The sequence below is a fragment of the Roseovarius sp. Pro17 genome, assembly GCF_035599575.1.
Lineage (GTDB): Bacteria > Pseudomonadota > Alphaproteobacteria > Rhodobacterales > Rhodobacteraceae > Roseovarius.
Genome location: NZ_CP141179.1, coordinates 3,274,670 through 3,295,653, shown reverse-complemented (window position 1 = coordinate 3,295,653; position 20,984 = coordinate 3,274,670). Strand labels below are relative to the sequence as shown.

The 20,984-nt window shown below is 58.2% G+C and carries 20 protein-coding genes; 9 read left to right on the top strand and 11 right to left on the bottom strand.

The features are described from left to right. Positions 1-37 precede the first annotated feature (37 nt). Positions 38-949, bottom strand: coding sequence for a sulfotransferase (locus U3654_RS15865; protein WP_324752513.1), 912 nt, complete (start codon positions 947-949; stop codon positions 38-40). Between the two features lie 177 nt (positions 950-1,126). Between U3654_RS15865 and U3654_RS15860 the strand changes: the two genes are divergently transcribed. Beyond that, positions 1,127-1,540 (top strand): FdtA/QdtA family cupin domain-containing protein, encoded by a 414-nt coding sequence (locus tag U3654_RS15860; protein ID WP_324752512.1) that lies wholly within the window; start codon positions 1,127-1,129, stop codon positions 1,538-1,540. Next, positions 1,537-2,643, top strand: a complete 1,107-nt coding sequence (locus tag U3654_RS15855; RefSeq protein ID WP_324752511.1) for a DegT/DnrJ/EryC1/StrS family aminotransferase — start codon at positions 1,537-1,539, stop codon at positions 2,641-2,643. The genes U3654_RS15860 and U3654_RS15855 overlap by 4 nt, the downstream gene beginning before the upstream one ends. A gap of 134 nt (positions 2,644-2,777) precedes the next feature. On the opposite strand, the gene U3654_RS15850 is transcribed toward U3654_RS15855, so the two are convergent. Further along, positions 2,778-3,677 carry a LysR family transcriptional regulator gene (locus tag U3654_RS15850; RefSeq protein ID WP_324752510.1) on the bottom strand — a complete coding sequence of 300 codons (900 nt, stop codon included), beginning with the start codon at positions 3,675-3,677 and terminating at the stop codon, positions 2,778-2,780. Between the two features lie 100 nt (positions 3,678-3,777). On the opposite strand from U3654_RS15850, the gene U3654_RS15845 reads away from it, so the two are divergent. The 3 genes from U3654_RS15845 to U3654_RS15835 all read left to right on the top strand — a co-directional run bounded on the left by U3654_RS15845 (position 3,778) and on the right by U3654_RS15835 (position 6,114). Next, positions 3,778-4,275 carry a lactoylglutathione lyase family protein gene (locus U3654_RS15845; protein WP_324752509.1) on the top strand — a complete coding sequence of 166 codons (498 nt, stop codon included), beginning with the start codon at positions 3,778-3,780 and terminating at the stop codon, positions 4,273-4,275. Between the two features lie 103 nt (positions 4,276-4,378). After that, entirely contained in the window at positions 4,379-5,410 is a 1,032-nt protein-coding gene (locus tag U3654_RS15840; RefSeq protein ID WP_324752508.1) for an NADP-dependent oxidoreductase, read from the top strand. Between the two features lie 29 nt (positions 5,411-5,439). Beyond that, positions 5,440-6,114, top strand: a complete 675-nt coding sequence (locus U3654_RS15835) for a type 1 glutamine amidotransferase domain-containing protein (RefSeq protein ID WP_324752507.1) — start codon at positions 5,440-5,442, stop codon at positions 6,112-6,114. Between the two features lie 94 nt (positions 6,115-6,208). Here the strand turns inward: U3654_RS15835 and U3654_RS15830 are convergent, their stop codons facing one another. From U3654_RS15830 to U3654_RS15800, 7 genes are all read right to left on the bottom strand, one after another. Then, a complete protein-coding gene (locus U3654_RS15830) occupies positions 6,209-7,195 on the bottom strand; it encodes a branched-chain amino acid ABC transporter permease (RefSeq protein WP_416384527.1) in 987 nt (328 codons plus the stop codon). Next, positions 7,195-8,082: a branched-chain amino acid ABC transporter permease gene (locus tag U3654_RS15825; protein WP_324752506.1), complete on the bottom strand. Its 888-nt coding sequence runs from the start codon at positions 8,080-8,082 to the stop codon at positions 7,195-7,197. The genes U3654_RS15830 and U3654_RS15825 overlap by 1 nt, the downstream gene beginning before the upstream one ends. 76 nt (positions 8,083-8,158) lie before the next feature. Then, positions 8,159-9,355 carry an ABC transporter substrate-binding protein gene (locus U3654_RS15820; RefSeq protein ID WP_324752505.1) on the bottom strand — a complete coding sequence of 399 codons (1,197 nt, stop codon included), beginning with the start codon at positions 9,353-9,355 and terminating at the stop codon, positions 8,159-8,161. 48 nt (positions 9,356-9,403) lie between these two features. Continuing rightward, positions 9,404-10,123, bottom strand: coding sequence for an ABC transporter ATP-binding protein (locus U3654_RS15815; RefSeq protein ID WP_324752504.1), 720 nt, complete (start codon positions 10,121-10,123; stop codon positions 9,404-9,406). Then, positions 10,116-10,865 (bottom strand): ABC transporter ATP-binding protein, encoded by a 750-nt coding sequence (locus tag U3654_RS15810; RefSeq protein WP_324752503.1) that lies wholly within the window; start codon positions 10,863-10,865, stop codon positions 10,116-10,118. The genes U3654_RS15815 and U3654_RS15810 overlap by 8 nt, the downstream gene beginning before the upstream one ends. A 192-nt stretch (positions 10,866-11,057) precedes the next feature. Beyond that, complete coding sequence (nhaC, locus tag U3654_RS15805) at positions 11,058-12,587, bottom strand: Na+/H+ antiporter NhaC (protein ID WP_324755305.1); 1,530 nt, start codon at positions 12,585-12,587, stop codon at positions 11,058-11,060. Between the two features lie 881 nt (positions 12,588-13,468). Next, complete coding sequence (locus tag U3654_RS15800; protein ID WP_324752502.1) at positions 13,469-13,897, bottom strand: CHRD domain-containing protein; 429 nt, start codon at positions 13,895-13,897, stop codon at positions 13,469-13,471. 444 nt (positions 13,898-14,341) lie between these two features. On the opposite strand from U3654_RS15800, the gene ugpB reads away from it, so the two are divergent. The 4 genes from ugpB to ugpC are packed head-to-tail and all read left to right on the top strand — an operon-like array spanning position 14,342 to position 18,455. After that, positions 14,342-15,652, top strand: coding sequence for a sn-glycerol-3-phosphate ABC transporter substrate-binding protein UgpB (ugpB, locus tag U3654_RS15795; protein ID WP_324752501.1), 1,311 nt, complete (start codon positions 14,342-14,344; stop codon positions 15,650-15,652). Between the two features lie 44 nt (positions 15,653-15,696). After that, positions 15,697-16,578: a sn-glycerol-3-phosphate ABC transporter permease UgpA gene (gene ugpA / locus U3654_RS15790; RefSeq protein WP_324752500.1), complete on the top strand. Its 882-nt coding sequence runs from the start codon at positions 15,697-15,699 to the stop codon at positions 16,576-16,578. Positions 16,579-16,607: 29 nt separating this feature from the next. Next, entirely contained in the window at positions 16,608-17,444 is an 837-nt protein-coding gene (gene ugpE, locus U3654_RS15785) for a sn-glycerol-3-phosphate ABC transporter permease UgpE (protein WP_324755304.1), read from the top strand. A gap of 3 nt (positions 17,445-17,447) precedes the next feature. Then, a complete protein-coding gene (gene ugpC / locus U3654_RS15780; protein WP_324752499.1) occupies positions 17,448-18,455 on the top strand; it encodes a sn-glycerol-3-phosphate ABC transporter ATP-binding protein UgpC in 1,008 nt (335 codons plus the stop codon). A 479-nt stretch (positions 18,456-18,934) separates the two neighbouring features. Here ugpC and U3654_RS15775 read toward each other — a convergent pair whose 3' ends face one another. Continuing rightward, positions 18,935-19,612, bottom strand: a complete 678-nt coding sequence (locus U3654_RS15775) for a c-type cytochrome (RefSeq protein ID WP_324752498.1) — start codon at positions 19,610-19,612, stop codon at positions 18,935-18,937. After that, positions 19,599-20,978, bottom strand: coding sequence for a sulfite dehydrogenase (soxC, locus tag U3654_RS15770; protein ID WP_324752497.1), 1,380 nt, complete (start codon positions 20,976-20,978; stop codon positions 19,599-19,601). Before soxC ends, U3654_RS15775 begins: the two co-directional genes overlap by 14 nt. Positions 20,979-20,984: the final 6 nt, after the last annotated feature.

Genomic DNA, 20,984 nt, shown 5'->3' with positions numbered 1-20,984 from the left:
GATCGACAGGCATTCTAATACATGAACGTTGGCCGCACTATGCGGCACCATTTCCCTTGGCGCGGATCTTTTGCGAGATCTTTGCGGCCTTCAGCCGTTCCCAAATCATCGCCAACCGTTCCTGAAAGGAGGCTGACGCGTCCCCAAGTTCGTAGCGGGCGACTATGGGGTGCCGCAACACATAGCGTTCAATCAAGGCAACCTCCATGTCTGACAGCACCGTCCTGTAATTGTCGAGCTTGCCTGCTGTGATCGGCCGAGCCAATTCAGTCTGCGTGTACCAGAACTGGTCGCTCACATGGGTCTGCCTGTCCTCAAGCGGCTGGGGTTCAACCATCGTCTGCTCATAGGTCAAACCGGCAAACTGGCATATTTCCTTGACGACCGTTTCGGGATCCGACACCAGATCTTCGTAATAGACGATCTTTATTCGATCACGGCCTGACATCGCCTCAAGTCCAACGCGCCACGTTTGGTTGATGTCCTTGATACTCGCAGCAACGCTCGCGCAGAATGGCGGCGGGCGCAGGCCGTTGGAGAAGTATTTGTTGGCAACCGTCTTCATCGAGGCCGCAATAGCGCGAGGATCCCGCATCATTAGAATGCAGTAAGCCTCGGGCATGCTGTCGCAGAGTTCAGCCATGACCAATGCATTGGATGGGGTTTTCTCACACAGGATCGGTTTTCCTGCTTCCTCAAGCGCGCGCTCAAAAAGAGCGGTCGTGAACCCCTCGACCGCGTGATCTATATCCTCAGGTGTCACAAGATCGGCGATCCGACCACTCTCGTAACCGACCAAGAGACGCTTACGCAGGGCAATGATGTCTTTGGTAAAATCAAACTCACGCCCGGCAAAGACCTGTGAATGCGTTCCCATGATACGCTGCACAAGGGTCGTCCCCGAGCGATGAACGCCCCCTACAAAAATGATCTTGCGATGGTTGCGCAACCTTGACCCTCCGGATGGACCGAGAAGATGTGAAATCTCCAAGCGAAATGTCACTTACCTAATGACTTCCAATGGCATTATTTGAAACGCTGGGGCATAACAAGAATATCATACCAACCTCATGCCCGGCGCAAAGCGATATGGGGCCACCGACAGCCGACGGAGACACCTTCCCGAATGCCTCTCAAAGATTGCCGTTTCATTGATCTACCCAAAATCGAGGATGCCCGCGGCAACCTGACCTTTATTGAGGGGATGAACCATATCCCCTTTGATATCAAACGGGTCTATTACCTCTACGATGTGCCGGGCGGATCGGATCGTGGGGCGCATGCGCACAAGGGGCTGCACCAGTTTATGATCGCCATGTCCGGCAGCTTTGACGTGGTGCTTGACGATGGAGTCGACAAGGAGCGATTTCATTTGAACCGTTCCTACTTCGGGATCTACATCTGCCCGATGATGTGGAGGTATCTGGACAATTTCTCTTCCGGGGCGGTCTGCATGGTGCTGGCCTCGACCCCTTATGAGGAAAGCGATTACATTCACGACTACGACCAGTTCGTGACCGCAGCAAAGACCCTGAGATGAGTGTTCCATTTCTGGACCTGAAGGCCGCCTATGACGAACTGGCCGAGCGTGCCGAACCGGCGATGCTGCGGGCGCTGCGCTCAGGCTGGTACATCCTCGGCCCCGAGGTCGAAGCCTTTGAGGAGGCCTTTGCCCGCTATTGCGGCGTTAGCCATGCAATAGGGGTCGCCAATGGGCTGGACGCCCTGCGCCTTGCGCTGATGGCCGTTGAGATTGGCCCGGGCGACAAGGTCCTCGTGCCGTCGAACACCTATGTGGCGACTTGGTTGGCAGTCAGCCAGTGCGGCGCTACCCCGGTCCCGGTCGAACCTGATCCTGCCACCTACAACATAACCGCCGAAGGCATCCGCGCCGCCATGCAGCCGGGAGTGAAGGCCGTGATCCCCGTACATCTGTACGGCCAGCCTGCGGACATGACAGCGATCTGCGCTGTAGCGCAGGAATTAGAGCTCAAGGTTATCGAGGACGCTGCTCAGGCGCATGGCGCCACTTGGAACGGCAAGCGCATCGGCGGCCATGGCGACATCATCTGCTGGAGCTTCTATCCCGGCAAAAACCTCGGCGCCGTCGGCGATGCTGGCGGGATCACCACCAATGATCCCGCCTTGGCCGATCGATTGCGGATGCTGCGCAACTACGGTTCGCAAGAGAAATATCGCAACGACTATGCGGGCCTGAACAGCCGCTTGGACCCGGTGCAGGCCACCTTTCTGTCGGTCAAGCTGGACGTGTTGGACGAATGGAATTCCCGCCGCGCCAAGGTGGCCGAAGCTTATCTTGACGGGCTGGCGGGGCCAGATCTCATCTTGCCGCAGATCGCCTCTGGCGCGACTTCGGCTTGGCACCTGTTCGTCATACGCCATCCGCGTCGAGATGCGCTGGCCCAGCGACTGGCCGATGCGGGCATTCAGACGCTCATTCACTATCCGATCCCTCCACATGCGCAAAAGGCCTATGCAGATCAGGCACTGACAGATCAAGAACTTCCCCTGGCGACCCAATTGGCCCGTGAAGTTTTGAGCTTACCGATTGGCCCACACCTGAGCGAGCCGCACAGCTTCCAAGTCATCTCTACTGTGAACGAAATCCTGCATGACATGTAGCCCGGCGAAGAGTCCGCACGGGGCGCGCCCACCGGCACCCAAATCAATAAGAGTTTTTGAACAGACCACTTCCATTGCCCCGATCGCGGCTTACCTCTGATTGGCTGACGCCCCCCGATGAGCAGTGGCGGGCTTTAGTCGACCTTCTCAAGGTCCAATGCAATGGATTGGATAAGGTCCGCGATGCGGGTGACCCGCGCGGGCAGGATGCGGCCGCGTCGAAACACCGTCCAGAGTTCATGATGGCGACTCTTCGCAAGCTGGGCGACGCGAATTTGGTCTTTGCCGGGGTAGGCGTTTATGCCGCTTCTTGGCAACAGCGTGTACCCGATGCCATGGGCGACAGGAGCAGGGATCTGGCTGATCTGATTCACGAACGTGCGGACCCGCAGATGATCCGACCCTCTGAAAGCATCGGGGAAGTTCAGGGAGAACAGCTCGTCCGCATAAGCGAACCCGTCGGGATGTGCGACGAAGCCAAGATCTTCGAGCGTCTGGAAGGTGATAGGCGATGATGGCTCATTGGACGGAAGGACAAGGCAAAGCTCCTCTTTGCCCAAATGCGCTGCATCCAGCCGAGGATGGTCCGGCTTGTGATCCGCAATGCCCAGATCAAACCGGCCCTCCAGAACGCCCGACAGGACGGTATCTTGCGGGGTCGCTTCGAGCCGGATGATCAGGTCGGGCGACGCCTGCATCAGGGTAAGAAGATGCGGATAAAGCAACATTGCAAAGCTTCCTGAGCAGGCAACGACCACCTCCCCAACAGCGGGATCATCGCGCAGGACGGCCTCGAACAAGGTCTTTTCCTCGGCGCGCCTCGCTTGTCCCACCGCCAGTACCGCTTCGCCAGCGGGTGTAGGGCTGAAGCTTTTGCCTTGGCGCGAGATCAGCGGTTGGCCAACCTGATCCTCCAGCTTGCGCAAATGCTGCGACACGCCCGGCTGGGTCATACCCAGCCGTTCGGCGGTCCGGGTAAAGTGGCCGGTTTCGATCAATACGGCGAAGGTCTCTAACCACTTGGCGTTCAGCATGAATCATTACTAATCGTTATCAATATCTATTGAAATGATTATTTCACATAACGGCCGGGGCCACTTATCTCTGTCTAAATTGAACGCAGAGGATCGCATCATGCTACCAACACCCCGTACCTTTTCGCACATTGGCCTGTCTGTGCCAGACCTTGACGCCGCAGTGAAATTCTACACCGAAGTTCTTGGGTTCTACACCATTATGGAGCCGACCGAGGTCACCGAGGACGACAGCGATATTGGCCGGATGTGCACGGACGTCTTTGGCCCCGGCTGGAGCCGCCTGCGTATCGCGCATTTGGCAACAGCCGATCGGATTGGGTTCGAGCTGTTCGAATTCGACGGCAACCATGCCCCTCAGGACAACCTGTCCTTTCGCCAGCACGGCACCTTTCACTTTGCCATTCAGGACCCCAACCTCGAAAGCCTGCTGGCCAAGATTGTTGCGGCAGGTGGCAAGCAGCGCATGCCGGTTCGCGAGTACTTTCCCGACGAAAAACCCTATCGGATGGTCTATGTCGAAGATCCCTTTGGCATTGTATTCGAGCTTTATAGCCATAGCTACGAGTTGACGTACTCAGTCGGTGCTTACGGCTGAGCCCACGCATCCTGCGATGCAGAACGCTGCGCGAGGCAGATCGCCGCACCACGAAAAAAATCGGACCAGACACTAGGTCTGTTCCAAAAAAGGAGTCCCCTTCATGACCCAGACTAAAACACAAAACCGCAAATTTGTGCTGGCCGAGCGTCCCAAGGGCGCGCCCGATGAAAACACCCTGCGCCTAGAGACGGGTGATCTGCCCAAAGCTGGCAAAGGCCAGATGCTGCTACGCAACGAATACCTGTCGCTCGACCCCTACATGCGCGGCCGGATGAGCGATGCGCCCTCCTACGCCGCTCCGGTCCAGATAGGTGACGTGATGGTGGGCGGCACGGTGGCTCAGGTTGTGACGTCGGACGTGGACGGCTTTGAGAAGGATGATTGGGTCGTCGCTTTTGGCGGCTGGCAGGATTATGCACTGTCGGACGGCACTGGCGTTATCAACATGGGCAAACAGCCCCAGAACCCTTCTTGGGCGCTTGGCGTGTTGGGGATGCCGGGCCTCACCGCTTGGGCGGGCCTGACCCAGATCGGACAACCGAAGGCAGGTGAAACCCTCGTTGTTGCCGGTGCCAGCGGCCCGGTTGGTGCGACAGTCGGTCAAATCGGCAAGATCCTTGGCCTTCATGTTGTTGGAATCGCCGGCGGGGCTGAGAAGTGCGCCCATGTTGTTGACACGCTGGGGTTTGACGCCTGCATTGACTACAAGGCTGACGGATTTCCCAAGGCGCTGAAAGCTGCCGTTCCGGAAGGCATCGACATCTATTTCGAGAATGTCGGCGGCGCGGTCTTTGATGCGGTCATGCCCTTGCTCAACGCCTCTGCCCGGGTCCCGGTCTGCGGCCTGATCTCGCAATATAACGCCACATCGCTGCCGGACGGTCCCGACCGCCTGAGCCTGCTGATGGGCACGATCCTGCGCAAGCGGATGACCATGCGCGGCTTTATCGTCTTTGACGATTTCGGTCATCTATACCCTGAGTTCTCCAAGCAGATGGGCGAGTGGGTGACGCAAGGAAAGATCCAATATCGCGAGGAAATGATCGACGGCTTGGAACAGGCGCCCTCGGCGTTTGTTGGGCTGCTGAAGGGCGAAGCTTTTGGCAAACGCGTCATCAAGCTGAGCGCCTGAAATACGCAGAAATAAGAGGTAACAAACCAATGAATATTCTCATGGTACTCACGTCGCATGACAAGTTGGGCGACACTGGCAACAAGACCGGCTTCTGGCTCGAAGAGTTTGCGGCACCCTATTACGTTTTCAAGGATGCAGGGGCAAACGTCACGCTGGCATCGCCCAAGGGCGGCCAACCACCGCTTGATCCGTCCAGCGACACGGACGATGCCCAGACCGACGCCACCACGCGCTTTAAGGGCGACGATGCCGCGCAGAAGGACTTGGCCAATACCGAAGTTCTGTCCACCATTTCTGCCGACGGGTTTGACGCAATCTTCTATCCCGGTGGACATGGTCCACTTTGGGATCTGGCTGAAGACGGCGACAGCAAAAAGCTGATCGAGACCTTCGCATCAAGCGATCGTCCAATCGGCGCTGTCTGCCATGCGCCCGCTGTGTTCAAGCATCCCAAGGGCGCGGACGGCAAGCCGCTGGTATCGGGCAAGACCGTGACCGGTTTTACCAACACCGAAGAAGAGGGCGTCGGCCTGACCGATGTCGTGCCGTTCTTGGTCGAGGACATGCTGAAAGCGAATGGCGGCGACTACAAAAAAGGTGACGATTGGGCCTCATTCGTGGTGACGGACGGCAAACTGGTGACGGGCCAGAACCCAGCATCCTCCGAGGAAGCGGCGCAGAAACTGCTGGCGCTGCTCTGAAAATTTGGATCGGGACGACCCCATCTTGGTTGTCCCGATCATGAAGCGATTGGAGCAGAAGATCGCCATAGGCAGTCGATTGCGCATGCCCGTTCTAGAGCGGGCGCTTGAGCCAACGCGAGATGACGCCGACTATGCCTTCGCGGAACAGTAGAACGCCGATCACAAAGATGACCCCTTGGATGACTGTAACCCATGCGCCGAACGTCGCAAGATAGTTCTGCATCGTCACGATCAGCGCGCCACCCACCAGCGGGCCAAAGATGGTGCCCATCCCGCCCAGCAACGTCATCAGCACCACTTCGCCCGACATCATCCAATGCACGTCGGTCAGCGAGGCCAGTTGGAACACTTGACTTTTTGTGGCCCCGGCCAGCCCGGAAAAGGTGGCCGAAAGGACAAACACCATCAGTTTGTAACGGTTGACGTTATAGCCCAGCGAAATCGCGCGCGGTTCATTTTCCCGGATGGCCTTTAGCACCTGGCCGAAGGGTGAATGAACGATGCGGTAGAGAAATAGGATTCCCCCAAAAGTCACGGCGAGCACGAAGAAATAGAGCGAAATGTTGTTCTCGAGCGAAATAAGCCCGAATAGATTGCCGCGCGGCACTGATTGGATACCGTCCTCGCCGCCGGTGAACGGCACTTGCAGGGCAAAGAAATAGACCATCTGGGCAAATGCCAGCGTCACCATGGCAAAATAGATACCCTGCCTGCGGATCGACAGCCCGCCGATTACCAGCCCCAGAAGGGCCGCCGCCGCCGTGCCGCACAGCACCGAGAGTTCGGGCGTCAGGCCCCAGACCTTGGCGGCATGGGCGGCGACGTAACTGGCCCCGCCGAAATACGCGGCATGCCCGAATGACAGCAGCCCGCCAAACCCGAGCAGCAGGTTGAACGCGGCGGCGAAGAGGGCAAAGCACATCACCTTCATCGCAAAGATCGGATAGACCATGAATGGCAACGCAGCCAAGAAGATCAGGAGCAAAACAAAGATCACCTTGTGCAGCATAGGCATCCCGGCAACCTGCGGGGCGGGCGCTGCGATGATGGTGTCGGTGTTTGTATCTTGCGCAGCCATCACGCGGCCCTCCCGAACAGCCCTTCGGGCTTTATCAATAGTACGATTGCCATGATGACAAAGATCACCACAGCCGACCCTTCGGGGTAAAACACACGCGTCAGTCCCTCAATGATGCCCAGCATGTAGCCAGTGACAATCGCGCCCAAGATCGAGCCCATGCCGCCGATCACCACCACCGCAAAGACGACGATGATCAGGTCGGCGCCCATGTTGGGGTTTACCGAATATATCGGAGCCGCCAGCACACCGGCAAAGCCCGCCAGCGCCACGCCAAACCCGTATGTCAGCATGACCAGCAACGGCACGTTGATCCCGAAGGCGCTGACCAGTGCGGGGTTTTCCGTGGCGGCGCGGAGATAGGCGCCAAGCCGCGTCTTTTCAATCGTGAACCATGTGCCAAAGCAGACCAAGACCGACGCCACGACCACCCAAGCCCGGTAGTTGGGTAGGAACATAAAGCCCAGATTGTGACCGCCCGACAACAGATCCGGTATGCGGTAGGGCAGGCCTGAGACGCCGTAATAATTGCGAAACAGCCCCTGAATGATCAGCGCGAGGCCAAAGGTCAGCAGTAGCCCGTAAAGGTGATCGAGGTGATAGAGGCGCGACAGCATCGTGCGCTCCAGAATAATCCCGAACACGCCGACAATCAGCGGCGCCAGGATCAGCGCCGGCCAATATCCGATGCCCAGATAATGCAGCAGCATCCATGCTACGAACGCGCCCGCCATATAGAGCGCGCCATGCGCGAAATTGATGATGTTGAGCAGGCCGAAAATCACCGCCAGCCCCAGTGACAGCACCGCATAGAACGACCCATTGATGAGCCCCAGCAAAAGCTGGCCCAGAAGAACCTGCGGCGGTATTCCCAAAAGCTCGAACATGGCGGAGTCCCGGTGCGTTGTCGTATGTCGTTATGCGCCGCCCTCCGGATGTCCCGGAGGGTGGCAGGTTTTGTCTTTACTGCTTGGTAAAGTCGCACTCGTCCAGCATCGGCAGGAACGCATCCTCACCGCTGATCGACGAAATCTGGTTGTAGAGATCCCACTCGCCGGTCGACTCGTCAGGTGTCTTTACCTCAAAGAGGTACATGTCGTGGACAGCGCGGCCGTCACCGCGCACGTTGACCTTGCCAAAGAGCGGGTCGTCGATGTCCATCGACTTCATCTGCGCCGCGACGGCCTTGCCATCGGTGTTCCCCACGGCCTCGACTGCGGCAAGATAGGCCATCGTGCCGGAATAGACCCCGGCCTGCACCATCGTCGGCTGCGCGCCGTGCGTGTCCATGAATCGCTTGGACCACGCGCGCGTCGCGTCGTTCTGATCCCAGTAGAACGCTTCGGTCAGCGACAGGCCCTGTGCGGTCTCGGCCCCCAGCGCGTGAACGTCGGTGACAAAGAACAGTAGCGCGGCCAGTTTCTGCCCTGCCTGTGTGATGCCGAATTCCGACGCCTGCTTGATCGCGTTGACAGTGTCGCCGCCGGCATTGGCCAGCCCGATCACATCCGCGCCGCTGCCCTGCGCCTGAAGCAGGAAGGACGAGAAGTCGTTCGCCGGGAACGGCACGTCGACAGTGCCAACGACTTCGCCGCCATTGGCCTCGACCACCTTCACGGTGTTTTCCTCCAATGAGTGGCCGAACGCGTAGTCAGCAGTCAGAAAGAACCATTTCTTGCCGCCTGCGTTGGTCATTGCTGCCCCGGTGCCATTTGCCAGCGCGGCGGTGTCATATGTCCAGTGGATCGTCGTCGGGCGGCACTGCTCGCGGGTGAGTTGCGTGGACCCGGCGCCGGAATCGATAAGAACGCCGTTCTTTTCGGCGGTAATGTCGGCCACTGCCAGCGCAACCGATGAGGTCGGCACGTCGAGGATCGCATTCACGCCCTCTTCGTCATACCACCGATTTGCGATGCTTGACCCGATATCGGGTTTGTTCTGATGGTCAGCCGAGATGATCTCGACGTTGAGACCTTTGTCAGCGGCTTTGAAATCCTCGACTGCCATACGTGCAGCCACGACCGAGCCTTCGCCCGAAAGGTCCGCGTAAACGCCGGAGCGGTCGTTGAGCACGCCCAGCTTGACGTCGATCCCCTGAGCGTATCCCGCCCCCGCGACAAGCGCGCCGAGCGCCGTCGTCAGTGCCAGCTTCTTCATCATGACATTTTCCTCCTTGATGTGACGCATGTTGCGTCAGTTCGTCATTCTTCACACGCCGAGATAAGCCTGCAACTTGTCTGTGTTAGCGTCCAGATCTGTATTCTGGATCATGTCGATCACGCGACCCTGTTCGACCACGTAATGCCGGTCCGCGACCGAGGCGGCAAAGCGGAAATTCTGCTCGACCAGCACGATGGTGAAACCTTCTTTCTTCAATTCCTTGATGGTGCGGCCGATATGCTGGACGATGACGGGCGCGAGGCCCTCGGTCGGCTCATCCAGCAACAGCAGCTTGGCACCGGTGCGCAGGATACGCGCGATCGCCAGCATCTGCTGCTCACCGCCCGATAATTTTGTCCCTTGGCTGCGCCGACGTTCCTTGAGGTTGGGGAAAAGATCGTAAATCCGCTCAACGCTCAGGCCGCCATCGGCAATGCGCGGCGGCAGCATCAGGTTTTCATCGACATTCAGCGATGAGAAAATGCCGCGTTCCTCAGGGCAGATCGCTATGCCGAGCCTTGCAATATGACGCGATTGCATCGCGATGGTTTCCGTGTCGCCAAACCGGATCGACCCTTCGCGCCGTGGCAACATGCCCATGATTGCCAGCAGGGTCGATGTCTTGCCCGCGCCATTGCGGCCCAACAGGGTGACGACCTCACCGGTTTTGACTTCGAAATCAATCCCGTGCAGGGCATGGCTTTCGCCGTACCAGCCGTGCAGCCCCTCGACGCGCAGCAGCGCGGATTTGTTTGCGGCTTCAGTCATAGCCCGCTCCGATATAGGCCTCGATCACTTCGGGCGATTTGGATACCGCATCATAATCACCCTCGGCCAGAACCTCCCCGCGCGCGAGAACAGTGATCCGGTCCGACAGGTTGGCGACCACCGACAGGTTATGCTCGACCATCAGGATCGTGCGGTTTTTTGCGACGCGTTTGATCAGCGCCGAGATACGCTCGATATCCTCCTGCGCCATGCCGGCCATCGGCTCATCCAGCAGCAGCATTTCAGGCTCCAGCGCCAGCGTTGCCGCGATTTCCAGCGCGCGCTTGCGTCCATAGGACAATTCAGCGGCGCGGTGATGCACAAATTCGGACAGGCCGACCTCGTCGATATGTTCGCGGGCCGCGTCGTCGAAACGTGTCAGCGATTTTTCCGAGCGCCAGAAGTCATAGCTCTCGCCGCGTTTGCGCTGAAGCGCGACGCGCACATTCTGAAGCACGCTCAGATCGGGGAACACCGCCGATATCTGGAACGAGCGCACCATGCCAAGCCGCGCGATTTCCGCCGGGGGCAGGCGGGTAATATCGCGGCCCTCGTAGTGGATGGTGCCGCGAGTCGGCTGTAGAAACTTGGTCAGCAGGTTGAAAAAGGTGGTCTTACCCGCCCCGTTGGGACCGATCAGCGCATGGATCGTCCCTTTTTCGACCTTGAGATCGACGTCGTTGACGGCCACGAACCCCTTGAACTCTTTCGTGAGCCCACGCGCCTCGAGTACAATACTCATATGGCCTTCATCCTTTGCACATCCCGGAAGCCTACCGACATTCAAACCTGCTGGTAGTCTGCACAGATCATGAAATTCCACGCTAGTGTCTGGATTCAAAATGTAAATAGAGGTTGGACTGTTTGACCTAAACGCCAGTCGCCCTGCCCGACTTTCAGCAGGGCGGGACAGATGTTCTCTTCCGACGCAGAATTACTCTGCGGGCGCCGGTTGGGGTTCTGCAGGCGTCAATGGATACTCATAGCCATATCCACTCATATCCGTGATTTCACGATCGTTATCCGCCCAGTCCTTGCGCTCGGCCTCGCTGGCACGCGGCGAGAAAAGCCCGGTCCAAGCGTAAATAATACCGATTATCGGTGTCATCCAGCAGGCAAAGGACAGCGGAATATAGAGCAGGTTCTCAAGGTTTTGCCCCGATATACCCAGCCCAAGTGCGGTGATTACAAAGGCGCCCCCGGCATTCCAGGGAATCATCGGTGACATCAACGTCCCGCCTTCTTCGGTCGCGCGAGACAGGTTCAGCGTGGAGTAGCCCATTCCCCGATAAACCGGCGAATACATGCGTCCGGGCAGCGCAATCGACAGGTAGGGATCGCCAGCCACCAGATTTGTGGCAAACGACGTGCCGATTGCCGCTGTCTGCACACCGGCAAAGCTGTGAACCTTGGTCAGGATCGCGGCGATGATGGTTTGCAGGCAGCCGGTACGCTCCAACGCGCCGCCAAAGCCGAGCGCAATAAGGATCAGTGAAATCGTCCACATCATCGACTGGATCCCGCCACTATTCAGCAGACTGTCAATTTCGCTGACACCCGTGTCGATCTTGTAGCCACTATTCGCAAACTGGAAAACTTCATGCAGGGTAGCACCTTGCGCAATAATCGCAGCGAGGCCACCAACGAGCACACCGGCAAACAGCGACGGAATTGGCGGCTTTTGCGCAACGGCTAACGCGATCACCAGCAATGCCGGCACCAGCAGCCATGGAGAAATCGTAAAGTTTGCCTGAAGGGCGGTCGTGATCGCGTCAATGCGTTCAAATGAGGCGCCATCTGTTCCCTGCACCAGACTGAAACCGGCCCAAACATAGATCCCCAATGCAATCAGCATGGCAGGAATGGTCGTCGGCATCATGTTACGGATATGCGCGAACACGTTCTGCGCCGTAACAGCAGGGGCGAGGTTGGTTGTATCCGACAGCGGCGAAATCTTGTCACCAAAGAACGCTCCAGAGACGACAGCGCCTGCAGTCCAGTACATCGGCACATCAAAGCCCGCACCGATTCCCATCAGCGCAAGGCCCACCGTGCCGACCGTGCCCCAAGACGTGCCAAGCGATACGGAAACGACCGAACACATTATCATTGCAGCGGCCAGAAAGATTTGCGGCGTCAAGATGATTAACCCGTAGTAGATGATCGTCGGCACCGTGCCGCTGGCGATCCAGACACCGATGATCATGCCGACGACAATCAGCACCGAGACAGATGGCAACGAGACATTGATAACGTGGAAAACCCCCTCTTCCATACTGCCCCAATCATGTCCCAGATAGATGCCCACCACCCCAGTGATCGCCAGCCCGATCGCCAACGGTATTTGCGGCGTGAAGTCGTTGAAATAGAACAATTGCAGACCCAGCAGCAACAACGTCAGGATGACCGGCACGAGGGCCAGAACCAGCGATGGCTGACGTGGGTCTATGGCTTTTGCTGACATGGGATTCTCCTCCGGTTGGATACTCAAGATGACTGCCGACAGAGACGTTCGTATTTCCGCCGTCCTTATCGTTCTGTCTTTCCTTGCGCCATCTCTCCCAAAATCAGATCTGTGGCTTCTGTTGGTCGCGATCATTTGACGCGAGGGATGCCCGAAAATCGATGGCGATGTGGATCGAACGCACCTTTAGGTTGTGTGATGCTGTCCCGAAAGGCAATCCTTTGGATGATTTTAGACGGAGGTTTGCGCTCTTGAGCTTTTGCCATTTCAGCTGCGCAGGCCCCGCCGCAAGAGGCTAACGCCCGACGCGGCGTCAAAGATCATCGCTTGGGTCTTATGCGGATAGAACTCGAAGATGGGCATTTGGCGGGCATGGAAAACTATCACCGAAGTGGTCCCCAGTCGATCAGGGCGATCTTATCGCCAAGGAGCAGTTTCGCTGGCAACTACATCGAATGGACGCTGTCCGACATTAATACCGTCCTGACCATTCCCAGCGAATAAAATTCACCGGTTGCAGGATGATCGTGCCCTGAGCGCTTGGCCGCTGGCAAAGTTTCAGGATCGCGCGCTGGGCAACGGACGCGAACCATGGAGTCTGGTTTCTCGTCGACCTGTCCACCGCAGAAACGGAACTACGCAAGCCCTACGCCAAAATTAATCTGCACTTTGAGGTGCGCATCGCCTTGTTGCTGGGTCAGTCCAATAGCCCAGATTTGCGACCGTCAGGCCGAATTAGTCGGGTCGACGTCATCCTTGGCGATGCACGTCTTTTTCCGCTGCGAGGCTGCGGCTGCCCCGCAAGCGCGGCGACACATCGCACACGTCACAAAAAAACACGCCCTCCGACGGAGGGCATGTTTCATGATGTCATTCAGCAATTACTCAGCTTTGGAAAGCTGTCCGCGAATCTCTCCATCGGGGTGTTGTTCCGTATGGACGTTCACGTAATACTGGCCAGCTTCCAGCTCGCTCAGCTGCTCGTCAGTAATGTCGCCACTACCTTCCATGATCGACTCGGACATGTCGATGACTGGCCCGGCGTTCTCGGTTTCGCTGGCGGGTCCGTGGATATGCGCACCGGTCGCATCCCCTGTCAGACCATCATACGTTACTGTCCAAGACACCGTTTTGGCTTCGGTATCTACGGTCACGTCTGCTGTGCCCGTCGCAGCACTGTCTGTTGGCGGAACCTCGGCCCCGGCTGTCAGATCAGTGGTGTAATTGACTGTCTCGGCAAAAGCCGGAACCGCAAGCGCCGTGCAGGCAGCGACAGCAATCGCTGTAAACTTGATATTGGGCGTGAGCATATTCAGAACTCCCTTTTTATGCGTTGTGATAACTCAACGATTGAGTCGTCACGAAGTTTCCGAAACAATCCCTAATTGTCCGGCGAAGGCGGAAATCCGCGCAATTCAGAGTGGCTGATTATTCGCAGCTTCAAAAGGATCAAAATGGTTGCCCTACCTAAGTGGAATGGCAACGTATCCTTGCGGTTCGAAAAGGCGGGTTTTCGAGATGATCGGCGGCATCCAGTCCGTCATTCTGGGCATAGAGTAGGCAAATTTGAGTAGGCAAATTTGATCGACGTCCAGTCTGGGCCGTACCGATTTTGCTGTCTGTGCAATATCTTAGTACTGTTCCGGGCGCCGTTCGCGCCCCCTTCCAAGCGCTCAACGCGAGTTGGTTGCCTAACCAAAGGACTTGGTTCTATCGTGGTGGCACGCATTAATCGTTTAACTGGGAGGGTCGACATGAACATCAGACACTTAGTGCTGGCATCGGCATCCGCGACTGTGATCGCAGCGCCGCTTGCTGCACAGACGGAAATCGAATTCTGGCACGCTTTTACAGGTCGGCTGGGGGAATTGGTCGCCGCTCAGGTCGAGGACTTCAATGGCTCGCAATCAGACTATACTGTGACCGCGTCCCACAAGGGCAACTATTCTGAGACGTTGAATGCCGGTATCGCTGCCTTTCGCGCTGGCGAGCAGCCCGACATTCTGATGGTGTTTGAGGTGGGCACTGCCACGATGATGGCCGCCGCGGGGGCCATCAATCCGGTCTATGAAGTCATGGCAAACGCGGGTGCGGATTTTGACCCCGATGCGTTCATTGGATCGGTCAAGGGCTACTACACGACCAGCGATGGGGACATGTTGTCGATGCCCTTTAATTCGTCCACGCCGGTGCTTTGGGTCAACCGCGATGCCCTGTCAGACGCCGGGATCGAACCGGATACGGACCTGTCGACATGGGAGAACGTCGGCACCGTTCTTGACCAGCTGAAAGAGGCCGGCCACAGCTGCCCGTTGACCACCGCATGGCAAAGCTGGATTCATCTGGAAAATCTGTCTGCCTATCACGACGTCCCCTTTGCCACGCAGGCAAACGGCTTTGACGGGCTTGATACCGAACTGGTCATGAACGGTCAGACGCAGGTCGCGCATATTCAGGCAATGGGTGACTGGGCTAAGGATGGCAAGTTCATCTACGCCGGGCGTCGCAATGAGGGCGGCGCAAACTTCCGGGCGGGTGAGTGTGCGCTCTTTACCGAAAGTTCCGCTGGCTATGCCGGTATCAAAGACGAAGCGACGTTCGACTTTGACGTTCGACCACTTCCGTATTGGTCGGCACTGGTTGATGCCCCTCAGAACACCATCATCGGTGGTGCATCCCTTTGGGTGATGGCCGGTCAGGATGACGGGGAATACAAAGGCGTCGCGGCCTTCCTCAACTATCTTTCCTCGCCAGAGGTTCAGGCCAAGTGGCATCAGGACACCGGCTATCTGCCGATTACCACTGCCGCCGCCGAACTGACGCGTGAGCAGGGGTTTTACGAGGAAAACCCCGGAACGGATGTGGCGGTCCTCCAGATGACGACCAACGCACCGACGGAGAACTCCAAAGGGCTGCGTCTTGGCAACTTTGACCAGATCCGCACGATCATCGACGAAGAGCTAGAGGCCGTCTGGGCTGGCGACAAGGACGCGCAGGCCGCGCTGGACCGTGCTGCAAGCCGTGGCAACGAACTGCTTCGCCGGTTCGAGCAAGCGAACCGCTAAGGCAATACCGCGCCTCGCTGTTGTGGGGCGCGGTGCATCATTTCATGGAAAAGCGCGTCACCTTCAAAGGTATCTGGTTGCCGCTTCTGCTGGTCTTGCCGCAGATGGTGGTGACGGCTGTTTTCTTTTTCTATCCCGCTGGTCAGGCGATTTGGCAGTCACTGTTCATCCCCGACCCTTTCGGATTGTCGATGCGGTTTGTCGGTCTGGGCAATTTTGAATACCTGTTCGGCAATCCCTATTACCGCGCTTCGTTCGTCACGACGGCGATATTTTCAATCCTTGTGACCGTCCTGTCGATGGGGATCGCCCTATACCTTGCCGTGTTGGCGGATCGGCTGATCAAAGGGTCGGGTGTATATCGCACGCTGCTGATCTGGCCCTACGCCGTTGCTCCGGCCGTCGCGGGGGTGCTGTGGCTATTCATGTTCAATACGCGGGTGGGCGTCGTGACATGGTATCTGGGCATGCTGGGCTATGACTGGAACCATGTGCTGAACGGCGACGAGGCGATGGGCCTTGTTGTTGTCGCCTCTTCTTGGGGGCGGATCAGCTATAATTTCCTGTTCTTTCTGGCCGGGCTTCAGGCGATTCCGAAATCGGTGATCGAGGCCGCCGCCATTGATGGCGCCCGGTTCTGGACACGGTTCCGCACGATCGTCTTTCCACTGCTGTCGCCGACCACGTTTTTCCTGCTGGTCGTCAATATCGTCTACGCCTTCTTTGAGACCTTCGGGGTCATCCACACGATCACCTCGGGCGGGCCTCAGCAATCCACCACCATTCTGGTTTACAAGGTTTATTCGGACGGATTTGTAGGGCAGGACCTTGGATCGTCCGCATCCCAATCCGTTGTTTTGCTGTTCATCGTCGGTCTGCTGACTATCGTGCAGTTCAAGTTCATTGAACGACGGGTGCATTACTGATGGGCAATCAGACAAACACGCGCACAGGCATGGTGGAAAGGCGCGGGATGGGTCACTGGCTGACCCATCTGGGCCTGATCATCGGGCTTCTGTTCGTGTTCTTTCCGATCTGGCTGGCATTTGTCGCTTCGACCGTGACCCAGCCCGAGATCGTCAAACCGCCCATGCCGCTGCTGCCGGGCGATCAGTTCTTTGAAAACTATCGCAAGGCTTTGCTCGCGGGCATCAATGCACCTGTCGCCTTGATGATGGCGAACTCACTCATCATGGCGATGGGTATCGCCATCGGCAAGATCGTCATCTCGCTGATATCGGCCTTCGCCATCGTTTACTTCCGTTTTCCGGGGCGCAAACTGTTCTTCTGGTTGATCTTTCTGACCCTGATGCTGCCGGTCGAGGTGCGGATTGTTCCAACGTATGAGGTCGTTGCGGGGTTCGGTATGCTGAACAGTTATTCGGGGCTGATCTTTCCCCTGATCGCATCGGCCACTGCCACCTTTCTGTTCCGCCAGTTTTTCATGACTGTGCCCGACGAACTGGCCGAGGCTGCTCGCGTCGATGGCGCGGGGCCCATGCGCTTTTTCTGGGATATCCTGCTGCCGATGAGTCGCACGAACATCGCGGCCCTGTTCGTGATCCTGTTCATCTACGGCTGGAACCAATATCTGTGGCCGCTGCTGATCACCACTGACCCGTCGATGAATACGATCGTCATGGGGATCAAGCAGATGTTCCCGTCGGGCGATGATGTCGCCGACTGGCCGGTGATCATGGCGACGTCCATCCTTGCAATGATACCGCCAGTGATTGTGGTCATCAGCATGCAGCGGCTGTTCATTCGCGGCCTTGTCGATAGTGAGAAATAACAAATGGCGACCGTAAGCCTAAAGGGCATCAAGAAATCCTTCGGCAAGACCGACGTAATCCACGGCATCGATATCGACATCGAGGAGGGCGAGCTGATCGTGATCGTCGGCCCTTCGGGGTGCGGGAAATCCACGCTTTTGCGCATGGTTGCGGGGCTTGAAACGATCACCTCGGGCGAGGTCAGCATCAATGGCGAACGCGTGAATGACCGCGAGCCGATGGATCGTGATATCGCGATGGTGTTCCAGAATTACGCGCTTTACCCGCATATGTCAGTTTTCGACAACATGGCTTATGGGCTAAAGATCGCAGGCCGCCCCAAGGCCGAAATCGCCGAGCGCGTGGGCGCCGCTGCCAAGCTGCTTCAGATCGAACCCTATCTCAAACGCCGTCCGCGCGAATTGTCCGGAGGTCAGCGTCAGCGTGTTGCGATGGGTCGTGCTATTGTGCGCAAACCTGCGGTGTTCCTGTTCGATGAACCCCTGTCCAATCTCGACGCCAAGCTGCGCGTGCAGATGCGGCTGGAAATCAAACAGCTACAAAGGCGTCTGGGCGTAACGTCCCTATATGTCACCCACGATCAGGTCGAGGCGATGACCCTGGCCGACCGTATGATTGTCATGAATGGCGGTGTCGCTGAGCAGATTGGTGCCCCGCTTGAAGTATATGCAAATCCGGCGACCCAGTTCGTAGCAGGCTTTATCGGATCACCGCCGACCAACTTCATGAAGGCGGAGTTGGCGAATATCGCCACCGCCTCTGCCGTCGCACTGGGCGTGCGCCCCGAACACCTGACGATCGCCACCGCCGATCACAAGGTGAGTGGCACAGTCCTTTATACCGAAGCACTCGGGGCAGAAACGCTTGTTCACGTAAAGTTGGCAGACGGCACGCTTGTCACCGTCCGCCAAAACGCGTCCGAAAGGTTTACGTCCGAAGGCGAAGACGTCGCTCTGACGTGGAGCGAAGCCAACGAGATGTTATTTGACGCGTCGGGAAAGCGTATTTGAGTGACTGCAAGCGGGGCATGCTCGCACATGAGATCGCCCTGTCCGAATAAACTTCTACGACGTCCGGACCCACTGCACCGCGTGCTCCCGATAGGGACGGATCTGATCGTCGATCGTGCATCCCGCTGGGTGTCGGTTGAAAAGCGGAATTGATGACGGCGAAGGGGGGGCACGATGATAGTCCAAGGCTGGCAATCAGCCATCGTGGCTGTGATCGGCGCGGGCCGGTTCGCTAGCGTAGGCTTTCAGGAAATTTAGTGAAACTTCTCGTCATGTCAGGGGCTGTCGGGCTGGCCGGCAAGCCTGAAACGTTCGGAAGCATGCGCATGGAACTCGGCGTCGTCCTCCGGCACTCCCCGCGAGAGGATGCTCGCGAAATTTCAATGCCGGCCCAACCCACAGCACGCGCACGGGGGGGCGGTTCAGGTCTCGCTCATGTTCGATCCTGCGGGCCGGTCCGCACGCAGTATTGACGATGCCTATTCGCCCACGTCGGGACGGGGGTCAGCGACGAAGCCGTCCGCGTTCGGCATCTCGACCTTGGCCATGGAAGCGGCATCCAGCACCGTGTCTGGCTCGGTCCCGGTGATGCCCGCCTGCCCAAGTATATAGGCGCTGATAGCATAGACCTGATCGGCCGTAAGCGAGCCGGGTTCAGTCATCGGCATGGCGCGGTGGGTATAGTCAAAGAGCGTGCTGGCATAGGGCCAATAGCTTTCGACGGTCTTGACGGGCTTGTCCGAAGCGAGCGTATCGCGACCGCCGATCAACTGGGGTGCGCCCAGTTCGGAAACACCCATCAAGTCCGAGCCGTGGCAGGCGGCGCAGACCTCTTCATACAGCCCCTCGCCCTCGGCATAGGTGCCGCTACCCTCGGGCAAACCGCGCCCGTCCGGCATCACGTCAATGTCGATAGCCGCGATTTCGGCCTCGCTGGCGGGCTGGCCCACGCCGTAGGCATTGTCCGTTGGGGCGATGTCGCCCACGGTTTCAGCGCTGGATTGTGGCACCTGTGCCGGAGCGCGCTCGCCCGTTTCCTCCAGCGTTTCGGGCAGCGCGGCAACGGTGCGGGCGTCATCCTGCGCCAATGCCGGGCCAGCCAAGGCGCCAGTCAGCGCACCCATGGCACAAATGATCGTCAGGTTACGCGTGAACATTGGTCACCTCCCCGTCCGGCGCGATATGCCAGCTTTGGATTGCGTTCAAATGATAGACCGATTTCAGCCCGCGCACTTCGACCAGTTGTTCCAGCGTCGGCTGTACATATCCGGTCTCGTCCACCGTGCGGCTTTGCAGCACAGCCTCCTCGCCGGTCCAGGTCCATGGCAGGCGGAACCGCGTGTGGCACTTGGGCAGGACCGGGCCGTCCAGCGCGGCCTCCTGCCATGTCGCGCCGCCATCGGTGGACACCTCGACGCGTGTGATCGTGCCCCGGCCCGACCAAGCGATGCCGGTTACCTCGTAAAAGCCCGCGCGCGGCAACTTCATCGCGCCCGAGGGGAAGGTGATCACCGATTTCGCCTCCATCTCCAGCGAGAATTGCCGCGCCGTGCCGTCCGGCATGAGGTCTGTATACTTCGACGTCTCTTCGCGCGTCATGAACGGCTTGTCGCTGACATCAAGGCGGCGCAGCCACTTGATATGAGTGTTGCCTTCATAGCCTGGCAGTAGCAGGCGCAGTGGATAACCCTGCTCAGGGCGCAGCGCCTCGCCGTTCTGCGCATAGGCCACGATTGCATCGTCCATCGCTTTGTCGATAGGGACCGAGCGGGTCATCACGGCCGCATCCGCGCCTTCGGCAAGGATCCAGGCGGCGGTGTCCTGCACGCCCGCCATCTCCAGCAGGGTCGACAGGCGCACGCCCGTCCATTCGGACGTCGAGGTCAGGCCATGCGTGCCCTGCACCGTCTTGAGCGTTGGCTTGGCCCATTCGGTCAGGCCGTTGCCGGAGCACTCGATAAAGTGGATCTTGCTGACCGCAGGGAGCCGTTTCAGATCGTCCACGGTAAAGCGCATCGGCTGGTCGACCATGCCGTGCAGGATCAGCTCATGCGTGCGCGGATCTATCGTGGGGATACCGGCGTGATGTCGCTCGAAATGCAGACCCGAAGGGGTCATAATTCCCTGCCCAGAGGCCAGCGGCGTCATCGACCAGCTGGAATCGAGGCTGGCCGTCGGATAACGCCAGCGCACCTCGTTTTCGAACTGCGAGCGCGAGCCATAGCCACCATCGTCGAGGATGAAGCGGCCCTGTTCCTTGGTCGGATCGGGCTGGACATCGTATTCGATTGCGCCCGGAGGTGCTTCGGCCTGTGCGCGGCTACCGGCGAGCGCGCTGCCACCAAGAGCCACACCGCCCATCAAGAGGCCGCGCCGCGTCAGACCGGTGAACATGCCGTCTTTGCAGTCGCAATCCTCGTCATTCTCGGCGAGCGCTTGGCGCTCAATCTCGATCAGGCTCTCGGCCATATGCCTTTCAGCGGGGCCATAAAGCGTTGCGGGGAATTGTTCAGTCTCGGACATTGTCAT

What these genes read in the sequence shown, in the direction of transcription:
- U3654_RS15855 (WP_324752511.1), top strand. Translation starts at nt 1,537, where the DNA reads ATGAGTGTTCCATTTCTGGACCTGAAGGCCGCCTATGACGAACTGGCC.
- U3654_RS15820 (WP_324752505.1), bottom strand. Translation starts at nt 9,355, where the DNA reads ATGATGAAGAAGCTGGCACTGACGACGGCGCTCGGCGCGCTTGTCGCG.
- U3654_RS15830 (WP_416384527.1), bottom strand. Translation starts at nt 7,195, where the DNA reads ATGGCTGCGCAAGATACAAACACCGACACCATCATCGCAGCGCCCGCC.
- U3654_RS15800 (WP_324752502.1), bottom strand. Translation starts at nt 13,897, where the DNA reads ATGCTCACGCCCAATATCAAGTTTACAGCGATTGCTGTCGCTGCCTGC.
- U3654_RS15840 (WP_324752508.1), top strand. Translation starts at nt 4,379, where the DNA reads ATGACCCAGACTAAAACACAAAACCGCAAATTTGTGCTGGCCGAGCGT.
- U3654_RS15815 (WP_324752504.1), bottom strand. Translation starts at nt 10,123, where the DNA reads ATGACTGAAGCCGCAAACAAATCCGCGCTGCTGCGCGTCGAGGGGCTG.
- U3654_RS15825 (WP_324752506.1), bottom strand. Translation starts at nt 8,082, where the DNA reads ATGTTCGAGCTTTTGGGAATACCGCCGCAGGTTCTTCTGGGCCAGCTT.
- U3654_RS15850 (WP_324752510.1), bottom strand. Translation starts at nt 3,677, where the DNA reads ATGCTGAACGCCAAGTGGTTAGAGACCTTCGCCGTATTGATCGAAACC.
- U3654_RS15775 (WP_324752498.1), bottom strand. Translation starts at nt 19,612, where the DNA reads ATGTTCACGCGTAACCTGACGATCATTTGTGCCATGGGTGCGCTGACT.
- U3654_RS15810 (WP_324752503.1), bottom strand. Translation starts at nt 10,865, where the DNA reads ATGAGTATTGTACTCGAGGCGCGTGGGCTCACGAAAGAGTTCAAGGGG.
- nhaC (WP_324755305.1), bottom strand. Translation starts at nt 12,587, where the DNA reads ATGTCAGCAAAAGCCATAGACCCACGTCAGCCATCGCTGGTTCTGGCC.
- ugpE (WP_324755304.1), top strand. Translation starts at nt 16,608, where the DNA reads ATGGTGGAAAGGCGCGGGATGGGTCACTGGCTGACCCATCTGGGCCTG.
- soxC (WP_324752497.1), bottom strand. Translation starts at nt 20,978, where the DNA reads ATGTCCGAGACTGAACAATTCCCCGCAACGCTTTATGGCCCCGCTGAA.
- U3654_RS15835 (WP_324752507.1), top strand. Translation starts at nt 5,440, where the DNA reads ATGAATATTCTCATGGTACTCACGTCGCATGACAAGTTGGGCGACACT.
- ugpC (WP_324752499.1), top strand. Translation starts at nt 17,448, where the DNA reads ATGGCGACCGTAAGCCTAAAGGGCATCAAGAAATCCTTCGGCAAGACC.
- ugpB (WP_324752501.1), top strand. Translation starts at nt 14,342, where the DNA reads ATGAACATCAGACACTTAGTGCTGGCATCGGCATCCGCGACTGTGATC.
- U3654_RS15845 (WP_324752509.1), top strand. Translation starts at nt 3,778, where the DNA reads ATGCTACCAACACCCCGTACCTTTTCGCACATTGGCCTGTCTGTGCCA.
- ugpA (WP_324752500.1), top strand. Translation starts at nt 15,697, where the DNA reads ATGGAAAAGCGCGTCACCTTCAAAGGTATCTGGTTGCCGCTTCTGCTG.
- U3654_RS15860 (WP_324752512.1), top strand. Translation starts at nt 1,127, where the DNA reads ATGCCTCTCAAAGATTGCCGTTTCATTGATCTACCCAAAATCGAGGAT.